Origin of the sequence: Pseudomonas sp. UC 17F4 (genome assembly GCF_900101695.1) — a bacterium.
GTDB lineage: Bacteria > Pseudomonadota > Gammaproteobacteria > Pseudomonadales > Pseudomonadaceae > Aquipseudomonas.
Genome location: NZ_FNKV01000001.1, coordinates 3,359,037 through 3,382,005, shown reverse-complemented (window position 1 = coordinate 3,382,005; position 22,969 = coordinate 3,359,037). Strand labels below are relative to the sequence as shown.

General features: G+C 63.7%; 16 protein-coding genes. 3 read left to right on the top strand and 13 right to left on the bottom strand.

Translation table 11 applies throughout. The annotated features are described in order from the left end of the window. Positions 1 to 63: 63 nt before the first annotated feature. From BLR26_RS15455 to BLR26_RS15420, 8 genes are all read right to left on the bottom strand, one after another. Entirely contained in the window at positions 64 to 2,325 is a 2,262-nt protein-coding gene (locus BLR26_RS15455; RefSeq protein WP_093382086.1) for an ATP-dependent DNA helicase, read from the bottom strand. Then, the gene (locus BLR26_RS15450; RefSeq protein ID WP_093382083.1) at positions 2,322 to 3,965 is read right to left on the bottom strand and encodes a VRR-NUC domain-containing protein; all 1,644 of its coding nucleotides are present in this window, start codon (positions 3,963 to 3,965) and stop codon (positions 2,322 to 2,324) included. The genes BLR26_RS15455 and BLR26_RS15450 overlap by 4 nt, the downstream gene beginning before the upstream one ends. A 92-nt stretch (positions 3,966 to 4,057) precedes the next feature. After that, positions 4,058 to 6,487, bottom strand: coding sequence for a TonB-dependent receptor (locus tag BLR26_RS15445; protein ID WP_093382080.1), 2,430 nt, complete (start codon positions 6,485 to 6,487; stop codon positions 4,058 to 4,060). A 105-nt stretch (positions 6,488 to 6,592) separates the two neighbouring features. After that, positions 6,593 to 7,558 carry a FecR domain-containing protein gene (locus tag BLR26_RS15440; RefSeq protein WP_093382077.1) on the bottom strand — a complete coding sequence of 322 codons (966 nt, stop codon included), beginning with the start codon at positions 7,556 to 7,558 and terminating at the stop codon, positions 6,593 to 6,595. Further along, positions 7,558 to 8,070: a sigma-70 family RNA polymerase sigma factor gene (locus BLR26_RS15435; protein WP_093387510.1), complete on the bottom strand. Its 513-nt coding sequence runs from the start codon at positions 8,068 to 8,070 to the stop codon at positions 7,558 to 7,560. Before BLR26_RS15435 ends, BLR26_RS15440 begins: the two co-directional genes overlap by 1 nt. 41 nt (positions 8,071 to 8,111) lie before the next feature. Then, positions 8,112 to 9,515 (bottom strand): aminotransferase-like domain-containing protein, encoded by a 1,404-nt coding sequence (locus tag BLR26_RS15430; protein WP_093382074.1) that lies wholly within the window; start codon positions 9,513 to 9,515, stop codon positions 8,112 to 8,114. Next, entirely contained in the window at positions 9,515 to 11,008 is a 1,494-nt protein-coding gene (locus tag BLR26_RS15425) for a hypothetical protein (protein WP_093382071.1), read from the bottom strand. The genes BLR26_RS15430 and BLR26_RS15425 overlap by 1 nt, the downstream gene beginning before the upstream one ends. A 1,068-nt stretch (positions 11,009 to 12,076) precedes the next feature. After that, entirely contained in the window at positions 12,077 to 13,102 is a 1,026-nt protein-coding gene (locus BLR26_RS15420; RefSeq protein ID WP_093382068.1) for a zinc-dependent alcohol dehydrogenase family protein, read from the bottom strand. Between the two features lie 199 nt (positions 13,103 to 13,301). Here BLR26_RS15420 and BLR26_RS15415 point away from each other — a divergent pair, with 199 nt between their 5' ends. The 3 genes from BLR26_RS15415 (at position 13,302) to BLR26_RS15405 (ending at position 16,316) form a co-directional block, all read left to right on the top strand. Further along, a complete protein-coding gene (locus BLR26_RS15415; RefSeq protein WP_093382064.1) occupies positions 13,302 to 14,216 on the top strand; it encodes a LysR family transcriptional regulator in 915 nt (304 codons plus the stop codon). Between the two features lie 218 nt (positions 14,217 to 14,434). After that, positions 14,435 to 15,661 (top strand): MFS transporter, encoded by a 1,227-nt coding sequence (locus tag BLR26_RS15410; protein WP_093382059.1) that lies wholly within the window; start codon positions 14,435 to 14,437, stop codon positions 15,659 to 15,661. Positions 15,662 to 15,761: 100 nt separating this feature from the next. Continuing rightward, entirely contained in the window at positions 15,762 to 16,316 is a 555-nt protein-coding gene (locus BLR26_RS15405) for a YdeI/OmpD-associated family protein (RefSeq protein WP_093382054.1), read from the top strand. A gap of 11 nt (positions 16,317 to 16,327) precedes the next feature. On the opposite strand, the gene BLR26_RS15400 is transcribed toward BLR26_RS15405, so the two are convergent. The 5 genes from BLR26_RS15400 to BLR26_RS15380 form a co-directional block, all read right to left on the bottom strand. Continuing rightward, entirely contained in the window at positions 16,328 to 17,161 is an 834-nt protein-coding gene (locus BLR26_RS15400; protein WP_176794250.1) for a serine protease, read from the bottom strand. A 34-nt stretch (positions 17,162 to 17,195) separates the two neighbouring features. Next, positions 17,196 to 18,722 (bottom strand): hypothetical protein, encoded by a 1,527-nt coding sequence (locus BLR26_RS15395; protein ID WP_093382046.1) that lies wholly within the window; start codon positions 18,720 to 18,722, stop codon positions 17,196 to 17,198. A gap of 120 nt (positions 18,723 to 18,842) precedes the next feature. Beyond that, entirely contained in the window at positions 18,843 to 20,165 is a 1,323-nt protein-coding gene (locus BLR26_RS15390) for an MFS transporter (RefSeq protein WP_093382043.1), read from the bottom strand. Between the two features lie 43 nt (positions 20,166 to 20,208). Then, positions 20,209 to 21,750, bottom strand: a complete 1,542-nt coding sequence (locus BLR26_RS15385; protein ID WP_093382039.1) for a class I adenylate-forming enzyme family protein — start codon at positions 21,748 to 21,750, stop codon at positions 20,209 to 20,211. Positions 21,751 to 21,752: 2 nt separating this feature from the next. Further along, positions 21,753 to 22,931, bottom strand: coding sequence for an acetyl-CoA acetyltransferase (locus BLR26_RS15380; RefSeq protein ID WP_045198156.1), 1,179 nt, complete (start codon positions 22,929 to 22,931; stop codon positions 21,753 to 21,755). Positions 22,932 to 22,969: the final 38 nt, after the last annotated feature.

Below are 22,969 nucleotides of genomic sequence, written 5' to 3'. Positions count from 1 at the left end.
GAAAACACGCAGTTTACTGGCAGTTTGACCAGCAAGCGACCGTGACTATCCCCGCGCCGGCGATTATTTCTGCTCAGGCGCCCACCAGGCCGGAAACATGCGCTGTACGCGGGCTTCGGCGAAGCGGTCATCGATCAGCAACAGCGTGCCACGGTCGTCGCTGCCGCGAATCACCCGGCCCGCCGCCTGGATGACCTTCTGCACCCCGGGGTACAGGTAGGTGTAGTCGAAGCCTGCGCTGAACAGCCGGGCCATGCGCTGCTTGATCTGTTCGTTGACCGGGTTGACCTGGGGCAGCCCGAGGGTGGCGACAAAGGCGCCGATCAGGCGCGTGCCCGGCAGGTCGACGCCTTCGGCAAAGGCGCCGCCGAGCACGGCAAAGCCGACGCCCTGGCCCTGGGGAACAAAACGCTCAAGAAAACCCTGGCGCTGCTGCTCGTCCATGCCCGGCGCCTGGCTCCATTGGCTGATGGCCGGGTAGCGCGCGGCCAACAGGCTCGAGACCTGCTGCAGGTAGTCGAAACTGCTGAAGAACGCCAGGTAGTTGCCCGGCGCCTGGGCATACTGCTCGGCGATCAGCTCGACGATTGGCGCCAGCGACGCCTCGCGGTGCTGGTAACGGGTCGAGACGCTGCTGATCACCCGCACCTGCAGTTGCTCGGCGGCAAACGGTGAGGCGACCTCGAGCCAGGCGCAATCGGCCGGCATGCCGAGCAGGTCGGCGTAGTAATGGCGCGGGCTCAAGGTGGCGGAAAACAGCGTGGCACTGCGCGCTGCAGTCAGCCGCGGGCCAATCAGCGTCGCCGGCACCACGTTGCGCAGGCACAGGGTCGACAAGGCGCGCTTGCCCGGGCCCGGGCGCTTGCTGATATCGAACAGGAAGTGCTCGTCGAACAATTCACTGACGCGGCTGAACTGCAGCGCCTGAAAGAAGAACTGTAACACCGCAGGGTCAATACCGGTCGGCGTCTGGTTGAGTTGCTCCTGGATCAGCCCGATGCACTGTTGCAAGGCCTTGAGCAGGGCGTCGGGCAGGCCGTCGACCACCCGGTAAGGCGCCAGCTGCGCCTTGTGCAGGGCATTCCACTGGCGATTGAGGCGCTCCAGGGCGCTGCCCAGCCCGGCCGGCTTAAGCTTGCGCAGGGCCAGCAACTGGCCCTGGTCGAGGCTTGCGCTGTACATCTGCCGGGCCCGCTCGACCAGGTTGTGCGCCTCGTCCACCAGCAGCGCCAGACGCCATTGGTTGGCCTGGGCCAGGCCGAACAACAAGGCGCTCTGGTCAAAGTAATAGTTGTAGTCGGCCACCAGCACATCGACCCAGCGGGCCATCTCCTGGCCCAGGTAATAGGGGCACACCTGATGGGCCAGGGCCACCTCACGCAGGGCGGCCTTGTCCAGCACCGCCACGGCCTGGGCGGCCTGGCGCGCCGCTGGCAGGCGGTCGTAGAAGCCCTTGGCCAACGGGCAGGCATCACCATGGCAAGCCGTGCCGGGGTATTCGCAGGACTTGTCGCGGGCCACCAGCTCCAGGCTGCGCAGGGCCGGCTGGGTGCCGCTGGCCATCACCTGGCGCAGCGCCTCCAGCCCCAGGGCGCGGCCGGGGGTCTTGGCGCTGAGGAAGAGGATTTTGTCCAGTTGCTGCGGGACCATGGCCTTGAGCAGCGGAAACAGCGTGCCCAAGGTCTTGCCGATGCCGGTGGTGGCCTGGGCCATCAGGCAGCGGCCGGTGCTGACCGCCTTGTAAACGGTTTCGGCCAGTTCACGCTGGCCATGGCGAAACTGCCCGTGGGGGAATGCCAGGGCCTGCAGGCCCTGATTGCGCAAGGCCTGGCGCTGCAGCTGCTGCTCGGCCCAGTGCAGGAAGATCGCACACTGGGCGTTGAAGAACTGTTCAAGCTCCTGGGCACTGCGCTGCTCTTCGACCAGGGTCTGTTCATCGTTGTCGACATTCAGGTACACCAGCGCCAGGCGCAATGCCGGCAACTGGCGCTGCTGGCACAACAACCAGCCGTAGACCCGGGCCTGAGCCCAGTGCAACTGGCGATGGTTGTCGGGCTGGCGCGTCAGGTCGCCGCGATAGGTCTTGATTTCTTCGAGGCGGTTGAGCCGCGGGTCGTAGCCGTCGGCGCGGCCGCGCACCTGCAAGGCCGCATACTGGCCTTCGAGGCTGACCTCGGCCTCGTAGCCCTCGCCGCGCCCGGCCACCACCCGCCGGTGGCCGCTGATGCCCTCCTGGGCCGTGGGTGACGGGGTGAAGCGCAGGTCGAGGTCGCCGACCTTGGCGGTAAACTCGCACAACGCCCGCACCGCCACGCTGTAGCTCATGGCGCCCAGTGCACGTGACAGACTTCCACTGGCAGGCCGTGCCCGGCGCAGAATTCGATCCAGCGCAGCTGGCTGTCCTGCAGGCGGTCACCCGGGCCCTTGACCTCGACCATGCGGTAGCGTTGCTGCTCGGGCCAGAACTGGATCAAATCAGGCATGCCCGAACGGTTGGCCTGGATGTCTTCGAGCAGGCGCTCGAAACAGCTTTTCAGGTGTGCCGGGGGCAGGCAGATCAGCGCCTGTTCGAGCAACTCTTCGCTGAGCACCTGCCAATAGACAAAAGGCGATTGCAGCCCCTGCTTGCTGACAAAATGACGGCGAATGGTCTGCCGGTAACTGCCGTCGTCCAGTTGCCCCAGGCAGCGGGCGAACAGCTCGCTGCGCCGGCCATGGAACTCGGCGTCGTGCAAGTCCTGCGGGGCGCTCTGGAACGGGTGGAAGAACGCCCCCGGCAACGGCGCGAAGATCGCCTCCCAGCACAACAGGCCGAACAGGCTGTTGAACAGGCTGTTCTCGACGTAATGCACCTGCCCGCCGCCCTGCCCCAGGTGCAACTGCACGGCCTGCTCGACGCCCAGCGCCGCCAGTTCGGCCGGCAGTTGCAGCTCGACCAGGCTGACCTGGGGCTTGGCCCGCCGTGGCTGCGGCGGCCCGCCCAGCTTGCGCTGCAAACGCGGCAGCATCCGCGCCAGGGCCTGGACCTCAAGGCTGTTGGCCGGTTGCCGGGCGATCTGCGCGGCCAGTTCGAACGCCTGCGCCCACTGCTCGCTACGCTCCAGTACCCGCACATGACGGATGCGCGCCTGCGGATGCTGGCTGCGCGGGTAGATGCGCAGGGCCAGCGGCCAGTCACCGAGGCGCTCGCTGTGCTGGCCAAGCTGGTACAGCAGCCGCGAGCGACGGCGCAGCAGCCAGGGGTTGTCGCTGTCCAGGCACTCGATGTGCCCGACCACCTGCTCAAGCGCCACGCCCTGCTCCAGCAGCTCGGCGCACTGGTGCAAGGCCAGCGCCACATCGATGTCGCTGCGCTGGCGCAAGGCCCGCGAGTCGGCGCTGAAGGCCACCTGCTCGTAGCGCAGCAGGCCCAGGTCGGCCAGCACGAACTCCGACCAGTCCTGGTACAGGTTGCCGAAGAACAGCAGGCGCAGACGGTCGCACAAGGCCTGCAGGCGTAGCTCGATGATCGGCTCGGCAAAGCCCGGCAGCCATTGCTGCAACGGCTGCGGCGGCAGCTCAAGGGCCTGCAACTGGGCCAGCAGTTCGCCCTTGGCCGCCCGTGGCCGTTCGAGCCGGTCGGCAAAGCCCTGGGCCAACTCGTCCTTGCGCAGCAGCTGGAACAGCTGCTCAAGGCTCAGCACGCCGTCATCGACCACCCAGCCCAGGGCCAGCAATGGCGCCAGGGCAGCCTGGGTCGAGCCGATCTCGGCGTAGTCGAGCTTGCTCGGGCGAAACAGCTGACCCTTGCGCATCACCATGCGCACCAGCAAGGCCCGGGCCGCCTGCGGCTGCTGGCGGAACTGGCTGATGAAGGCTTGCTCCTGGTCGTCGAGCAGGTCGGCATAGCGCAGCTCGATCCAGTCGAGCACTTGCTGGAAGTTGTGCAGGTAGTAGAACGGGTCGTCGACGGAATGGGCGATCACGGCGCGGTACGGGCTGGCGGCTGGAGTACTGGTTATACATACAGACGCCGCCCTCTGGCAACCCGCGGGCGACCAACGCGCTGCCTAGGGCATCAGAAGTCCACCGTCGCCGACAGCTGCAGGGTTCGCGGATAGCCCGGCGAGATGGCGCCATAAGAGGCTACCCCCGACCAGTACTCACGGTCGAAGACGTTCTGCAGCGTGGCCCGGAAGGTGGTCGGGCGCCCGTCGATGCGGGTGCTGTAGCGGGCACCGGCATCAACGCGGGTCCAGGCGTCCAGCTCCTGGGTATTGGCCTGGTTGATGTACTGGCTGGCGGTGTAGATCGCTCCACCGGTCAGGGTGAAGCCCTCGGCCCAGGGGGTGTCCCACTCGGCCCAGAGGTTGGCCTGGACATCCGGCACCCCCACCGGCTCATTGCCCCGGTTGGCAGCGGTGGCCGAGTCGGTCAGCTCGCCGTCGAGCAGCGTCACCCCGCCGAGCAAGCGGGTGCCAGGCGCAACTTCACCGAACATGCTCAGCTCGATCCCGCGGTTGCGCTGCTCTGCCTGCACCGCGAAGACATTGCCGCTTGCCAGTTCGCCACTGGGTTTCTCGATCTGGAACAGCGCCAGGGTGGTCATGAAAGTGCCGTGCTCGTACTTGACCCCCAGTTCATGCTGCTTTGACTCGTAGGGCGCAAAGGCCTCACCGGCGTTGGCCGCCGTGGCCGGGGCGATATCGCCCTTGCTCAGGCCTTCGACGTAGTTGTAGTAGAACGAGACGTCGTCCCAGGGCTTGACCACCAGGCCGACCACCGGCGTGGTGGCGCTGTCCTTGTAGCGTGAGCTCACTACCCCGGTGGCGCTGTAGTTGCGCGACTCGATTTCCTGGCGACGCACACCCAGGGTCAGTTGCAGGCGGTCTTCGAGCACCGACAAGGTGTCGGTCAACGCCACGCCGGAGAGTTCCGACTCGGAGATGCGCAGCACCTTCGGCGCACTGATGTACTGCTTGGGCACATCGATCGGGTGGTAGATGTTGGAGAGGATTTCGCTGCCGTTGTTGATGCCCCGGGACAATTCGTCCTGATAACGGGTCGCCATCAGCGTGGCCGTATGGGTGACCGGGCCGGTGTCGAACAGCGCGCGCATGCCCACGTCCGCCGTCGAACGGTCGACGTTGAACTTGTAGTAGCCGGGAATGTTGCTGGTGTCGCCCGCCTCGTTGAGGATTCGCGGTACCTGGTCAGACATCCGCTTGACGTCCGCCTTGCCGCCGCCTGCGTGGGCAAACACCGTGACGGCATCGTTCAGGTCATACTCGCCGCCGAGCAGTGCCGATTGCTCGCGGGTATTGGACCAGCCCCAGTCCTGCGGCAGGTTGCTGCGCCCGTTCGGCGCCGACGGTACGTCGATGCCCGGAGCCACGGTAAAGGGTCGCGAGGAGGCGTCCCATTTTTCTTTCTGGCTGATGAAGTCAAGGTTCAGGCGCAAGCGCTCGCCCTGGTAATCCAGGGCAATGGCGCCGATATCCAGGGCGCGTTGCTGATCGTCAATGGCCGTATCGCCCTGGGCGACACTGCCGTTGAAACGTACGCCCCACGCTTTCTCGCTACCGAAGCGGCGGCTGATGTCCAGGTGCCCGCCTACCTGGGTGTCGGAACTGTAGCTGGCGGTAAAACGGGTCAGGTCTTCGGCCAGCGGGCGCTTGGGCACGATGTTGATCACCCCGCCGACGCCGCTATTGGGGGAAATGCCATACATCAGCGCCCCGGGCCCCTTGAGTACCTCGACCCGTTCGGCGTATTCGGTGAACACCCGGTAGTTGGGCGCCACGCCATACACGCCGTCGAAGGCCAGCTCACCCAGGTTGCCTTCGCCCACAGCAAAGCCGCGAATGAAGAACGAGTCGACGATCCCGCCGGTCTGCCCGGTCGAGCGCACCGACGGGTCGCGTTCCAGGGCATCGGCGACGGTGACCGTCTGCAGGTCGGCCAGGGTCTTGGCGGTGTAGCTGGTGACGCTGAACGGCGTGTCCATCACGTCCTTGTTGCCGAGCATGCCCACGCGCCCGCCACGGGCCACCTGGCCACCGGCATAGGCCTCGGGCAGGCCGCCGGCACGGGTACTGGTGGCCTCGATGGTGGTGGCGTCCAGGGTCAGGCCGTCGGCGCCGGCAGGCAGCCTGGCGAGGGTGAAACTGCCGTCGGCGCGCTCAAGCAATTGCAGGCCGCTGCCGGCCAACAGCCGCGCCGCGCCGTCGTGCGCTGTGTAGCTGCCGCGCAGGCCCTGGCTGTGCTGCCCTTCGGTCAGTGCCGGTTCGAACGACAAGGCCATACCAGAGGCCATGGCAAAGCTCGACAGCACGCGCCCCAGCGGCCCTGGCGCAATGTCGTAGGCCTGGGCGGCGACGGCATCCAGTGGCTGCGCGGCGGCAAGCCACGAGGCGCCACTGCCTGCGACCAGGGTAAGACCGAGCATGGCGCTACGCACGGCCAGGGCCAGGGGACGTTGAGCGCGAGGGCGACTTGCAACAGACATGACTGAGGGATCCTTTGGACTGGATAAATGAGGGGTGCACTCCCATTGCCAGTCGAAACGCAAAAAAGTATCAGCGCCAGCCAGGTTTATTTTCCTGCGCCTGACTTAGGCCGGCGTGAGCAACAGCCAATAGCCGTTCAGGTGCGCCTTGACCGCCAGCGGGTAAGTCGCTGCCAGCATGTTCAAGCTGCGCTGGCTGTCGTTGAGCGGGAACGCGCCCGATACGCGCAGGTCGGCGATCTGCGGGTCGCAGCGGATGAAACCGCGCCGATAACGGCCAAGCTCAGCGGCAAAATCTTCCAGGCGCATGCGGTCGGCAAGCAGCATGCCCTGGGTCCAGGCGCTGATGCTGGCGTCGACCGCCTGTGGTGCACGGCTGCTGCGGGCATCGAAGTCGGTCTTTTCTCCGGCGCGGACAACCTGCACCGCGCCAGGGGGTGCATTGGCCGGTTCGATGCGGACGGCCCCTTCGAGCACCGCCAGGTAAGTCCGCCCGCCCTGCTCGCGCACGCAAAACCGCGTGCCCAGCGCTTGCATGCGGCCTTCGCGGGTGCCAACCCGCAACGGCCGTGGCGGCTGCTGGCGGTCGGTGGCGGTGTGCACGAGGATTTCGCCACGCCGCAACTGGATGAAGCGCTGCTGCGCGTCATAGCGCACATCGATGGCCGAGTCGGTGTTGAGGAACACCCGGGTGCCGTCGGCCAGGGTCAACTCGCGGCACTCGCCCAGCGCAGAGCGGTAGTCGGCCATCCACGCTTGCTCGTCGCTGACCTTCCAGCCGGCCCAGGCGGCTGGCACTGCCGCGAGCATCAACGCCAGGCGGGCGATGGCGGCGCGCCGGCGCGGGTCTGCCGGGCGATCGAGCGCCGACATGGCCAGCGCCGGCGGCAAGCCGCCGAGTTTGCCCAGCAACAATTCGGCGCGCTGCCAGGCGCGCTCTCGTTCGACGCTGCTGGTGCGCCAGGCCGCCCACGCCGCCTGCTCAGCCTCAGAGGCCTCGCCTTCGCTCAGGCACATCAGCCATTGCGCCGCTTCATCTAGCGCTTGCGGGTCAATCGCGGTTGACGTCATCACTCCACCAGCGTCAGGCACTGCAAGAAGGCCTGTTTCATGTAGCGTTTGACGCTGATCAGCGAAACGCCGAGCTGTTCGGCAATCTCGGCGTACTTCATGCCGTTCAGTTGCGACAGCAAAAAGGTGCGCCGGACCACCGCCGGCAGGGCATCGAGCATGGCATCGATTTCGTGCAGGGTCTCGAGCACCAGCAGGCGCTGCTCAGGGGACGGCGCCTCGGGCACCGGCAGTTGCGCCAGCGCCGTCAGGTAGGCGCGCTCCAGCGATTTGCGCTGGCACCAGTTGGCGAGAATGCCGCCGGCGACGCAGTTCAGGTACGCCCGCGGGTTGTCGAACACCGCCACCTTCGAAGCGAGGATGCGGGTAAAGGTATCCTGCGCCAGGTCTGCCGCATCCAGCGCATTGCCCAGGCGCTTGCGCAGCCTGGCGTACAGCCAGCCGTGATGGCCACTGTACAGCGCCTCGACAGTACGCAGGTGAGAGTCGGCAGAAGGCAGCACATCGCTCATGGGGTGGCGGTTTTTTTTGTAATTGATAACGATTTTCAATACTAATTTAAACCGTTGCTGCGCCGCAACTCATCACTGAGCACACTCAAGCCGTAGGGCAAGTCCCCTTGCGGCCCGGCTGGCCAGCCCAGGCGCAGGTGCTGGCGAAAATCGCCCTGCAGGCTGAACAGCTCGCCCGGGGCAATCACCAAGCCCTGCTGCAGCAGGCGATGGAACAACGGCCGGGTCTCTACCGGGGCGCATACCCGGGCCCAGATGCAGCCACCGCCGGCGGGCATCTGGAACTCCAGCTGCGAGCCCAGGTACAGCTGCATCTGCCGGTACAGGAGGCCCAGGCGCTCGTGCAGACGCGCCCGCAGTTGCTCCAGGTGCACATCGACACGGCCCTTGCTGTACAGCCTGGCCACGGCTTGCTGGCGCAACGGCGGCAGGCGAAACCCGCGCAACAGGAACTGGCGCAGCAAGGGCCCGTGCCACTGGCGCGACAGCAGGAAGGCGTAAGGCGCTTCGGCGCCAACGCTGCGCTCCAGCGACGAGAACACCAGCAGGCGCTGCGGGTCGACCAGTTCGCGCAGGTCAGCGCCAGAGCCTGGGCTGAGGCACAGTTCGCTGTCCAGGTCGTTTTCCAGCAGCCACACGCCGTGCTGGTTGAGCAGCCGCGCCACGGCCTGGCGCACGGCCTCGGGCATGATGCTGCCATGGGGCAGGCTCAGGCGCGAGGCCAGCATCGCCAGGCGCACCGGCTCGTCGCGCAGCAGCCGGGCAAAGCGCTCGAGGTCAAGGCCGCCGTCGGCCTGCAAGGGCACTTCGAGCACCCGTATCCGCGCCGCCTGAAACACCCGCAGCAAGCGCCAGGAACAGGGCGTGGTCACCACCACGGCGCTGTTGTGCAGCTCAAGGGCGGCCAGGGTGGTCTCCAGCAACGAGCGCAGGTCCAGCGCCAGGTAGACATCCTCGGCGCTCCAGTACAACTGCGCCGAGCGGGTATAGCGCGCCGCCAGGGCGGTGCGCAGTTCCAGCTCGCCACAGGGCTGGGGGGCGCCGCCCAGGCGCGGGTACTGGCGCAGCAACTGGCGCTCGATGCCCAGCAAGGTTGCCTCCAGTGACTGCGGCGCCTGCTCCTGGCCGCCGCTGAGCACCAGCATGCGCGCCGAGTTGGCGTGCTGCTGCAAATCCTGGAGCAGATCGCCAGCGCTGGGCCGTGCCGGCTCAAGGGCCGGCCCCCTGGCGTAGTAGCCCGACTTGGGCACCGGCTGCACCCGCCCTTCGTGCTCAAGCAGCGAATAGGCGTACTGGACCGTCGAAATCGACACGTTCAGGCGCTGGGCCAGGTCGCGCAACGACGGCATCCGGCTGTAGCTGCCCGGCGCCATCTGCTCGATCAGCTCAACCAGGTAGCGATACACCGCCCGGTAGGCGAACTCGCTACTGTGCGGGGCTTTCATCAGTACCGGCCTGGCTGCTCTGCCTTGAGCCAGGCCCGGGACGGCGGCTGCACGCGCAGGTGGCGCAGGTCGGCGCCGCGGCCCTGGATTCGCGCCAGCAACGAACGCGGCCGGGCCCAGCTTTCCGGTTCACGCAGATAGAGCATCTGCAGCAGTGGCAGGTCCAGGCCACTGATGTCGACCATCCACTGCACCACCGGCTCCGGCGCCGGCAATCGTTGCAGGGCCTTGTGCAGGTAAGGCAAGGCCACCAGCATGCCGGGGTGACAGCGGCGCAAAAACACCTCAAGGCGCAGGCCCCGGGAAACAAACGGCGCAAACAACTGGCAGACCAGCTGCGCTTCGCTCAAGCCGTAGGCCTGCAAGGCGAAGTCGCTGGCCTGGCTACGGCGTTGCTGTAACTGCTCGGCGTGCTGCCAGCGGCCCAGCAGGCGCACCTGCAACGTGCGCGGCAGGCCCTTGCGCTGCATGCGCTGGCGCGCCTGGCGCAGGTAGGCATCGACGCCTTCGCGGTAGTCGCTGTCTTCGATGAACTGCCCGTGCAGCCCGCTCAGGTGCGCCAGCAACAGCGGGTTGGCGGTGCCCGCCTGCGCGCAGGCAAAATACTGCTCGTCGAAGCGACAGCCCAGAAAGCGGTTCAGGCGCTCGTCATACGGCAGGTCGGGGTCATGCACCAGGTCATCGATGATGATAAAACGCATCGCCGGCGCACAGTAATCGCCGTTGGGCCCGGTAGCCATGGGCCGGGCCTGGCCGTACAGCTGCTGCAGGTAACGCTGGCGCAACTCGCTCATGCCCTCGCACAGCGACGTGGCACAACTGTGTATCGGCCGGATGCACAGCAGGTCTTCCTCGCGCAGGGCGCGGCGGCTCCAGGCCAGCAGGCGCCTGCGCTCAGGCAGCGGCTGGGCGGTGATGATGGCATCGACACCGCCACGCCAGCCGATGGCCTGGCGGCACAGCTCGGCAAGGCGCAGGGTGCCATGGCTACCGAAACCGGCCCGTGGCCCGCCAGCGAGCAAATGCCCGAACAACAGCAATTCGTGACGCTCGGCCAGTTGCTGGCTCTGGGAAATAGCGTGGCGGCGGTCGAATGGCAGCAACTGCTGGTCATCGAGCATCAGCAGCTCGACCCGCGGATCATCGTGCAGAAACAGCGCCGAGAAGCCCTGCTCGATATTGTTCAAGGCCGTAGTACTCATGCCGGCCTGGCGCACCACGGCGATACGCAGCTCGAAGGTGCCCGGCGAGCGCGCGGCAATGCTCAATTGCGCCGCGCGCAGGCAGGCCAGGGCATGGCTGGCATTCTGGCTGCCATCATGGGCGAACATCAGCCTGAAGCCGTTGATGCGCTCGGCACCGCCCGCCGCGACAATCAAGCGTTGAATCAATAACTGCAAAGAGGCCCGCTGGGCCTGGGACAAATGCTCCAGCAAGCGCGCCAATACTTGCTGGTAGATATACTGCATGGCTTGATCGTGAATGCTGCTCATAACGCCTACCCGATTTCAATAAACGGCCACCTGAAAGAAAAAGATTCCATCGAAGAACTTTCAATCAGCAAAGAAGGATAAATAAGCTTATCCTCAGAAACTTCCTACAACTTCCTACGGAAATAACTTCAGAAGCTCTTGCTCACCATCGTTCTTCCCTCCCCCAGCCCGGCAGCACAGCGCCTTTAACCCCTGGCTTACGACCCATCATGCCTCGCTCCGTGAGACGACTATTGAAGAACTATTATCGGGCGTTGCCCCGCGAATAAAAGATACAGATCACGGTAAAAAAACCATTCAGATTCATCTTCGACAATAACGACAATCAGACAGACTGCCTGTGCTTTTTCCTATTGCACAAACATAGCGCAAGCAGGCAAGCGTCAGCAGGCAAAGTTACCTCGGAAACATCCTAAACAACCCTGGGAAATACCCACAAAAAAGGTTCTTCACGGATTTCCGGGTTTATGGTCCTTGGGATCGGATGTTGAGGCTACGGCTGCGGGCATATCCATTTGATGTGGCGCCGCTGCCGGCCCCTTCCAGACACCTACGTTCAGCCTCCTGAAGTCGCGAAGTTACGGGCGGAGCCTGCACTGACGTATCTGCGAAAGCAGATTCTGGCGCGGTCATACTGAAGCCAAAGCTAGGAACGACTTGCTTGGTTTTGGTTTTGGTTTTGGTCTTGATCTTCATGCACGTACTTCCAGGCGCCGCGAAAGGCGACTTCAGGAGGCCGAGCGTAGGTGCCTGTAGGGGCGGTGCGCAGCACCTTCGGCGGCAGCCGAAGACGCGAGATGTAGACTTGCGAAGCAAGTCGTAGGCCGCGATGCCCCGGAAGGTGCCGTAGCGAGGGGACCCGAAGCGCAGCGTAGGGCCGTATGCAGGAGCAGGCGGTTTTGCCTACCTTTTCCCAAGAGAAAAGTAGGCCGCCGTAAAGGCGGAAGGGGCCAGCAGCAGCGCCACAACGAATGGATAAACTCGCGCCCAAACCCAGGAGTGCGTGAAAAACCACAAAAAAGCCCGAGTCAATGCTCGGGCTTGTTCAGGCCAAGTGTCGCGCAGATTTTACTCCGCCTGCGACAAGTCCAGCACCAGCCGGCCACCGCAAGGGCATTCGTCCATGTAGCGGTGCGCCTCGACCACCTTCTCGAACGGGTAGGTCTTGATGATCAGCGGCGTCAGCAGCTTGTCGGCGGTGAACTGGTTGATATCGCGCAGGGCACGCTGCAGCGCCACCTGGTCCTGGCTGATGCCAAGCTCCGGCTTGCCGGTGAAGTTGCCGATGCAATGCACGAAGAACTGGATGTTCTTCTGGAACGCCGCGCAGGCCGGGAACGGCGTCTGGTTGCCGCCTTGCAGGCCATACAGCACCAGGCTACCACGCGGTGCCAGGGCATCACCGAGCAAGGCCATCTGCGGCCCGCCAAGGCCGTCGAGGACCATATCGACACCGCGGTTGTCGGTGTACTTGTTGATCTGCATGAGCAGGTCCTGCTCTTCGGTGACGATCACCTTGTCGGCGCCGAGCTTGATCAGGTAGTCGCGCTGCTCGGCCTCTTTGGTCGCGGCAAACACCTTAAGGCCCAGGGCCTTGCCCAGTTGCACGAAGGCCGGGCCGGCGCAGTGGCTGGCGTCGGTAATCAGCGCGGTTTGCCCGGCCTTGGCCCGCGCCAGGTCGACGAAGGCAAAGTAGGCGATCAGCAGTGGCGTGTAGTGCACGCTGGCCTCGACCGGCGAGAGAATCTCGGGATAACGGGTCAGGGCATTGCGCGGCATGACGATGACTTCGCCGTACACCGGATGCTCGTTGGCACTGCTGGCCGGAAAGCTGGCAACCTTGTCGCCGACCGCCAGGTCATCGACACCTTCGCCCACGGCTGTAACCACACCCGCCATCTCGTGTCCGATACCGGCAGGCAGGCGCGCCTGGGACGGCGCCAGGTTCTGCCGCCAGAGCACGTCGTACCAGCTGATGCCGATCGCTTCAACGCGAATCTGCACCTCGCCAGCCGCCGGTTGCGCCGGGGCCTGCTCTTCGATCTTGAGCACCTCGGCCGGCCCGAACTTGTGGAAACGGATCATGCGGGACATCGCAAACCTCGCCAATTGAACCTCTAATGCCCTGAACTCTATCCGGGCTTTGACGGTTAGACCATCAGTGGCCATTAATAGTCAACATGCTTGTCATTGATTGATGGTAATGCAGCGTCCATCAAATTATGCGGTGCAGGGTAGCAGCCTTTACCCGTAAGATTCACCCCTGCCCCATCCGCCTTGTGAAGCCGAGCCGATGAACCGTAACGACTTGCGCCGCGTCGACCTGAACCTGCTGATCGTCTTCGAGACCCTGATGCACGAGCGTAGCGTGACCCGCGCGGCGGAAAAACTCTTCCTCGGCCAGCCGGCCATCAGCGCCGCCCTGTCGCGCCTGCGCAACCTGTTCGACGACCCGTTGTTCGTGCGCACCGGGCGCAGCATGGAACCCTCGGCGCGGGCGGTGGAGATCTTCGCCCTACTGTCGCCGGCGCTGGACTCGATCTCCACCGCAGTCAGCCGCGCAGCGGATTTTGACCCGGCGACCAGCACCGCGGTGTTTCGCATCGGCCTGTCGGACGATGCCGAATTCGCCCTGCTGCCGCAACTGCTCAAGCGCGTACGCGCCGAAGCTCCGGGCATCGTCCTGGTGGTGCGCCGGGTCAACTACCTGCTGATGCCGGCATTGCTGGCCTCGGGGGAAATCTCGGTCGGCGTGAGCTGGACCAACGACCTGCCGGCCAACGCCAAGCGCAAGGTGCTGCGGCGCAGCAAGCCCAAGGTCCTGCGTGCCGACAGCATGCCCGGCAGCCTGAGCCTGGACGACTTCTGCGCCCGCCCCCACGCCCTGGTGTCGTTTGCCGGCGACCTGGGCGGGTTCATGGACGAAACCCTGGAAAAGGTCGGGCGCAAGCGCCACGTAGTCCTTGCCGTACCGCAATTCAACGGCCTGGGCAGCCTGCTGACCGGCACCGACATCATCGCCACCGTCCCCGACTACACCGCCGAAGTGCTGACCGCCGCCGGCGGCCTGCGCGCCGAAGACCCGCCGCTCGAGGTGCAGACCTTCGAACTGCACATGGCCTGGCGCGGGTCGCAGGACAATGATCCGGGGGAGCGGTGGTTGCGGTCGCGGATTCAAATGTTCTTCGGCGATCCGGACAGCCTCTGAAAGCACTTCAGAACCTGCGCCAACTGTTCAACGCACTCGCAACCCGAGTGAGTACAAGGCCAAGCCTTGCCTGAACGACGCCCTCATCAATCACACTGATGATTACTATCGAGTACCCCAGCTGTCTGCTTGCCACAACCACCCCCTATAATCGCCTGCAGATTTCCCCCGCTCCCCTCGCCTGCCCCAGGCGATATCCCCCCTTGGAACCCCGCACCATGCCAAGCGCAAGCCAAGGCCGTCACGGCCTTCCCGAACATAATCAACAGAGCGTCAAGCAGCAGTGGCTGGCGATTCTCTCGGTCGCCGTGGGTGCCTTCGCCCTGGTAACCAGTGAGTTTCTGCCGGTGGGCGTGCTCAACGATGTCGCCAGCGACCTGGGCATCAGTGCCGGCCAGGCCGGGCTGATGGTTACCCTGCCCGGCATAATGGCCGCCCTCGCCGCGCCCTTGCTGTCGGTGGGCATTGGCGCGCTGGACCGGCGCTATCTGCTGATCGGCCTGACGCTGATCATGATCATCGCCAACGCTGTGGTGGCCTACGCCAGCGACTTCAGTCTGCTGCTGTTCGGCCGCGTTCTGCTAGGCGTGAGTATCGGCGGTTTCTGGGCGACGGCCATTGCCCTCAGCGGCCGCCTGGCGCCCAAGGGCGTGGGCGTGGCCCAGGCCACTTCGATCATCATGGTCGGTGTGACCCTGGCCACCGTGCTGGGCGTGCCCGTCGGCACCTGGCTGAGTGGCTTGATGGGGTGGCGCATGACCTTCCTGGTCACTGCGCTGGTCGGCGTGCCGGTGCTGCTGGCGCAGGTCTTCCTGCTGCCGCGGCTCAATCCCGACAAGGCCATTCGCATCAGTGACCTGCCGGCCCTGTTTATCAATCCACAGGCCCGGGTTGGCTTGATTGCGGTATTGCTGATTGGCCTGGCGCATTTTGCCGCCTACACCTACGTCGCACCGTTCTTCAAACAGAGTGCCGGCTTCGATGGGCCGACCATTGGCTCACTGTTGCTGCTGTATGGTGTGGCCGGGGTGGCGGGCAATATCTTTGCCGGTTTCGCCGCCAACCGCAGCGTGCGTCACACCCTGATGCTGGTCGCCCTGATGATCGCCATCAGCACCGCGCTGTTCCCCTACTTCGCCACCGGCATGACCGGCGCAGCGCTGCTGATCGCGCTCTGGGGCTTCGCCTTCGGCGCCTTCCCGGCCTGTGCCAGCATCTGGATGTTTGTGGTCGCACCCAAGGATGTCGAACGCGGCATGCCCCTGTTTGTCGCCATGTTCCAGGTGATCATCGCGCTGGGCTCGTTCTTCGGCGGGCAGATCGTCGACCAGCTGGGCAGCTCGGTGCTGCTGAGCCTGGCCACGGCCCTGGTGGGCTGCGGTTTCGTCACGGTGCTGGTGCTGGGGCGTAACGTCAGCAATCGCCTGGCAGCCCAACCCGCCTAGCCGCTGGACAGACCCGTGGCCAATAGCTAGACCTTCTGTACTGAATCTATTCTCACTGTCGCGTTCAAACGCGACAGTGAGTGGATAGGAAGGCGTGGCAATGACAACAATCGCTGCTAAATCCCGCTTCAAAGCAAAGCTTCTGCGCCCGGCAAAGCCTGGCGACGATGCCTCGTGGGCGTTCGTCGTCCTGCCAAGAGAGGCAAGCGAACAGCTTCCCAGGCGCGGCCGGACCAGTGTTGAAGGCACAATCAACGGGCAGCCTTTCCAGGCAACGCTTGAGCCCGATGGCCAACTGAGCCATTGGCTGCAGGTAAACAGCGCCTTGCTCGAAGCCGCAGGCGCGGCCGTGGGGGATGTCGTTACACTGGAGCTGACCCCGGTGAAGAAGGAGCCCGAGCCCGACATCCCGGCCGACTTTCAGCAGGCCCTGGCCAGCGCTGGCGAGGCGCGTGAAGTCTGGAACAGTACGACAACCCTCGCACGCGTCGACTGGATCCACTGGATCACGTCAGCCAAGCAACTCAAGACCCGGGCAAAACGCATAAGCGATGCCTGCGATATGCTTGCATCCGGCAAGAAGCAGGTGTGCTGTTTCGATTCGTCCGGCTACTACAGCAAGGCGTTGCGTGCGCCCGAGGCAGACAGCGCATAGTGCGTGGTCAATCATTTTGCAGACCGTGTTTTCGCAATCCAGTCGAGATGCGCAGCTACAGGCGTATAAACCCCCGGCGACTCGCGTCCACACACATTGCCGTAGCTGACAATTCCAATCTGGACTGACTGCCCATCTTCAGCCCGCTTGAAAAGTGGCCCACCACTGTCCCACGAGCACGCATCTTTACCCTGTTCTCCCGCACAAATAGCATTTGCCGGTAATGTAGCGTTGTAATGCTTGCTGCAATCACTAAAGCCTACAACCGGCACCTCAACTTCCAACAGCAGATTTGATTTAACGCCAGCCTCGGTCAAGCCCCAGCCGGTGGTCGTTAGGCGCGTCCCCGGCTTGATCAGGGCCGTCGCCTCTGCCTGACTGGGCAAGCGCATAAATCCTCGCACCGGTATGGGTGTGTCCAAGCGAACTAATGCCACATCAAATTCTTTCCCCCTGGGATCATACTTCTCATTCACCACCACTCTCTTTATCTTGACCTTCGCAACAGCTTTTGTAAGGTCGTCAGCGTTGTACCCCACATAAAACTTCGAATCCGGCTTTCTACTTTTTGTGGTCGGATCGAAAAAGCAGTGTGCAGCTGTTAATACCCAAACCGAATCAATCGACACCCCACCACAGACGACTGCAGACCTGGTATCGGCTGCACCAAACTGCAGCAGCGCAACCTGCCAGGGCGAAAACTCAATTTTGACCGGCTTACCGTTATAGATCGTCGGCTCAGCGTATTTTTCTATCCAGGCTTTTAATTCGTCGCTGATCTGTTTCAACGCTCCTGCCGATGTGTTGCCATAGCCAACCGTCGCCAGTGCGACAACGGCAATCACGGCCCACGCTCGAACGCAGTTCATTAGCGCAGACCTACACGCCAGGTATCAACGGAAATGGAACACTGGTTCCCGCTTTGCGATGTGCTTCGTTAGCAGCAATCTTGGCCTTCAGCAACGCAATTCGAGCCGACGTAACGTCCACCGCCACAGGGGTTTCGGGAAGCAACGCATCAGCCAGGGCTTCCTCTGCCTTCTGCACTTCGAGGTCGGCAAGCAAAGCATCTTCGCGCGCCGCTCGCCGGGATGCTTTATCCGCATCTTTAGCGTCTGCAGATTTAGGTAAATAGCCTTTAAGCACCGTACTTACCTCTTCCTTTGAAGAGGATAGGGCATTGCCCAGATACAACGCGAACTTGCTTCCCTCACTGGTCTCACTTAACGTTAGCTGCGTTACAAAGTAGGTGAAGACCTTGTCTTCAAGATCAACGTCTTCGCCCATGCTTTCACACGTAGCGGGTTTTTTATCGGCTGTGCGCGCGGGTCTATAATCACACACCGTTCCAGCCCACTTTTTGCGGTGTTTATTTGAGTTGGCAGCCTCAATGGCGTTGTCCAGGCGTTCACGATCAGCCGTCAATGAGTAATTGCATCGATCATCATGCAACTGATGGTCTTTACCCAGCTTGAGGTTCTGGGCGCTCATGGCCGCACAGTACGTATCGACCGCCGCGACAACACGTTTGTCCAGGTAGACACTTTCCGGCTGAGAAGGTGTTGGGTCCTTGGGGTTTAGAATATCGAGCGCCAACAAATAGCGAGCCACCCTGGCTTCCTGTTTTTCCTTAGCCTTAGTGGCATCTGCGGACGCTGGTGGGAATGCAATGGGAAGCGTCGACGCTGAGCTCAGGCGCCAATCGCCTGCCTTTATTTTCTCGCCCCGACGAATGTCCTTGAACGTCATCTCAGCGGAACCAAACGGCGCAGCGCCCCCAGGAACGGTCAAGGTAACGGCGACGATGAAGTCGCGTTTCCTGGTACCAAATAATCGCCAATGGTCAAACTCGGTTACCTCCAGATAGTTTGGCGTCAGCTGAAAGTACTGCAGTCCTCTCAGGCGATTAAGTTTTGCTTCGTAGTAAAAATGTAATTTCGTTAAGCCGTGGAACGCCTCGACTTTGGCTGCAAACTCATGCCGGGTTATCGACTTCGGCTCAAATTCACCACGAACAACCACTAGGCAGTTTGTTCGGCTGAGTATGTCAGCCTCTTGGCTGACTTTATAAAAATAGTCCGCGGATTTCGCTGTCGATGCCGTAGTCTTTGTTTGACCAGCAGCCTTCAATGCCTCGGCAGCCATATCGACTGCCCCCTCTATCAGCTTCGGGGCCATAGCTGCAGCAATCAGGGCGATCACTCCGGACCGATCACTGTCTTTCACGATGGGAGGGGGAGGGTCACTGGGGCACGTTGACTGCCAGACTACACGGGTCTGCAGCGATCCCTCGGCAGCGTAAGCTGGGCTGATCGCCAGAACACAACATGCCATGCTTATGGCGATTCCCCCGCCTTTAATGAAAAACGATAGGGGAATCTGATGAAGCATGAGTGCTCTGGCCATGACTCGCTCCTAGCAGGCTTTAACAACTAATAGCAGTTGGCCATGAACCCTGCAAATTAGTGGCTGCCCACGTGGTTCGCGAGAAACTGATTTTAAGCAGTAAACGGATCGATAACCCGCTCAGACTAAAACAGGCACCCCCTCCTCCTTGCCAACCGCATGCCCACCCGCGACAAAATCCTCTTTGCGCAACACCACCAGCGCCAGCAGCGACGCCACCCCGGTGCCCACATAGAAATACCAGGGCGCAGTGATGTCGCCGGTCACCTTGATCAGCCAGGTAGAAATCAACGGCGCACTGCCGCCGAACACCGCCACCGGAATGTTGTAGGCCACGGCGATGCCGGTGGAGCGGATGCGGGTGGGCAGCAACTCGCTCATCAAGGCGTAGGTCGAGGACGCGTACAAACCGAACAAAATCGCCACGGCCATCAGCGGCCAGAACAGGGTCGCAGGCGTGGCGCCCGGCGCGGTCTTGAAGAACCAGTACATGGCCAGGGTTGCCAGGGTGCCGATCACCAGCAAGAACGGCTTGCGCCCGTAACGGTCGGTGAAGGCGCCGCCCAGCGGCATCACCAGCGCCGCCGAGAGGCTGGCGACGAAGACGTAGAGCAAGGTGGTGCCGCTGTCGAACTTGAGGGTGTTGGACATGTAGGTCGAGGCGAAGGTCAGCACCAGGTAGAAGATCGAGCTGTGCAGGGTGATGATGAAGAACACCAGGGCAATCGCCCGCTTCCACTGCCAGACCTCGCGCAGCGGCGCCTTGGAGGTCTGCCCGGCCTCGACCAGGGCGAGGAACTCCGGGCTGTCTTCAAGCTTGAGGCGGATGTACATCGAGATGAAGCCCAGTGGGCCGGCCACCAGGAACGGAATACGCCAGCCCCACTCCTGCATCAGCTCGGCGCCCAGGGCCCAGGTCATGCCATTGGCCACGGCGCCGCCCAGCAGCAGGCCGAGCACCGCGGTGACCATCAGCCAACAGGTGGCAAAGCCGCGGCGGCCGGGGCCGGCGTATTCGGAAATGAAGCTGGTGATGGTGCCGATCTCGCCACCGGCCGAGAAGCCCTGCACGCAGCGGATCAACACGAGGATTATCGGCGCGGCGATGCCGATGCTGGCGTAGGTTGGCAACAGGCCGAGCAGGAAGGTCGAGCCGGCCATCATCACCAGCACGGTGATCAGGGTTTTGCGCCGGCCGATTTTGTCGGCCAGGGGGCCGAAGAACAGCCCGCCCAGGGGCCGGATGAAGAAGCTCAGGGCAAAGGCGGCAAAACTTGCCAGCAGGCTGCTGGTGGGGTCGTCAGAAACAAAAAACGCCTTGCCGATGTACACGGCGAGAAAGCCGTAGACGCCATAGTCGTACCACTCGATCAAGTGGCCGGAGGTGGCGCCGATAAAGGCCCGGCGCCGCTGGCGCTGGGGGTTGGAAGCTGGCACACCCATAGTGGGGACTCCTGTCGTAGTGCTATCCATGAAATACCGCGCTTCAGAGGTTGATCAGAGGCTGCGAAGGCTCCTGTAACCACTGGCGCAAGCGGGTCTTGAGAATCTTGCCATAGCTGTTCTTCGGCAGCTCGGGGCAAAAGACGAACTTTTTCGGTTTTTTGAACGAGGCCATGCGCGCAAGAAACCACTGGTTGAGGGCCTGCGCATCGAGGCTATCGGGTGAACGCAAGGCAACGAAGGCTACCACCGATTCGCCCCATTCGGCATCGGCCTCGCCGACCACGCACACCTCGAACACTTCGGGGTGCTGCATCAGCACTTCCTCGACTTCGCGTGGGTAGATGTTGCTGCCGCCGGAGATGATCACATCCTTGCAGCGATCGGTGAGGGTCAGGTAGCCCTGCTGGTTGAAAAAGCCAATGTCGCCCGTCAGCAGCCAGCCGTTTACCAGGGCCTCTTGGGTGGCTTGCGGGTTGTCCCAGTAGCCCAGCATCACTACTGGCCCGCGCACCACGATCTGCCCCGGCTCGCCCGCGGCCACCGGCTGGCCTTGGGCATCCACCACGCGCACCTCGACGCAGGCGTGGGCACGCCCCACCGAGGCGGCGATCTGCGCCCAGTCGGCGTGCCCGCGATCGGCGATGGCCTGGCGCGACAGCGCGCTGATGGTCATCGGGCATTCGCCCTGGCCGTAGATCTGCACCAGGCGCGGGCCGAAGGTGTCCAGGGCCTGGGCAAGATCGGCCAGGTACATTGGCCCGCCACCGTAGACGATGGTCTTGATGCCTTCGCCGGCATACCCCTGCAGGCGCGCCTGGTCGACCATGCGCTTGACCATGGTCGGCGCGGCAAACAGGCTGACCTGGCCCAGTTGCTGCGCAAGCTCAAACAGCTCCGCCGCCTGGAAGCCGCGCGAGGCCGGCACCACATGGCGGGCGCCACAGCGCACATGAATGAAGTTGTACAGGCCGGCGCCATGGGACATCGGCGCGGCGTACACCACCGCGTCACCAGCGTCCACCGCATCGACGTCCAGTGGATAGCACAGGGACATGGCGATCAAATTGCCATGGGACAGCATCACGCCCTTGGAGCGCCCGGTGGTGCCGGAGGTGTAGAACAGCCAGGCCAGGTCGCTGTCCTGGCGCGGGTACGGCTCGGGCAGTTGCTCATCCGCCAAGGGGCCTTGCGGGCTCGGCGTGTGCGCCGCCAGTTCTTGGCAGCCGCTCGGCAAAGCGCTGCTGGCGAACACCTGGCCGTCATCTGTGTAGACCAGCCGGGCGCCGGCATTGGCGGCAATCCAGGCGGCTTCCAGGGCGTGCAGCTTGCTGTTGATCGGCACCGCCACCGCGCCGCTCCACCAGATGGCGTACAGCAGTTCGAGATAGCGGCAGCTGTTCTTCATCAACAGCGCCACCCGCTCGCCCGGTGCAATGCCGTATTGCTCGCGCAGTTGCACGGCGCGGGCCCGGGCCTGGGCGGCGAACGCCTGGTAGTCGGCAACCTGGCGCTGCCCCTCGAACAACGCCGGGCGCTGCGGCCAGCGCTGGGCCGCATCGCGCAGCCAATGGGCGATGTTCATCCTCAGGCCTTGACCGCTTGCAGGACACTGGCGTAGTTGGCCACAGCCATGCCGCCCATGTTGAACAGCAAGCCGAACTCGGCGCCGGGTACGCCCAGGCCGATGGGTTCGCCGGTCAGCTGGGCAAAGCCCAGGGCATGCATCGAAACCCCGGTGGCGCCCACTGGATGGCCCTTGGCCTTGAGCCCACCCGACAGATTGACCGGCAGGCGCCCGCCCTGGCGCACGATACCGTCGTCGAGGGCGCGATGGCCTTCACCGCGGGGGACCAGGCCCATGGCTTCGTAGATCAGCAACTCGGCGATGGTGAAGCAGTCGTGGACCTCGGCAAAGTTCAGGTCGCCAAGGGTCACCCCGGCTTCGCGCAAGGCACCCTGAATCGCCCGCTGCGGCCCCTCGAAGGCCAGCACATCGCGGCGCGACAGCGGCAGGAAGTCGTTGACCTGGACCATGGCACGAATCGCCACCTGGCGGCGCATCGAACGTGCACGCTGCGGCGAGGCGAGGATGATCGCCGCCGCGCCGTCACTGATCAGCGAGCAGTCGGTCAGGCGCAGGGGCGGTGCGATCAGCGGGTTGCCCGAGGAAACATTGTTGCAGTGTTCGAAATCCATCAGCCGGTGCATCTGCGCCAACGGGTTGGCCATGGCATTGGCGTGGTTCTTTACCGCAATCGCGGCCATCGAGGCCAACGGGCTGTGGTAGCGCTCGGCATACTGCTGGGCCACCTGGCCAAACAGCTGGGCGAAGCTCAGGCCGGCCTCCTGCATGGCGTTCTGGTAGCCGGCACCGGCCAGGGCGCGGGTGACTTCGACGGTGCTGTTGCCGGTCATTTTCTCGGCGCCGACCACCAGCACCAGGTCGGCGGCGCCGCTGCGAATCGCGTTGATGCCGGCCTGGATCGCCGCCGAGCCCGAGGCGCAGGCGTTCTCGCAGCGGGTGGCGGGCTTGAAGCGCAGTTGCGGGTCGGCCTGAAGCATCAGCGAGGCAGGAAAGCCATCGGCCACCAGGCCTGAGTTGAAGTGCCCGAGAAACAGCGCGTCGATCTCACCGGCGTCGATCTCGGCGTCTGCCAGGGCTTCGCGGGTGACCTTGACGATCAGGTCTTCGAGGTTGAGGCCATCCAGGCGACCAAAAGGGCTGTGGGCAGCCGCGACGATGGATACGGAATCGTGTGTCATGGTGATTTTCTTCTGTCCTTGAAGCGCGTATTCCATAC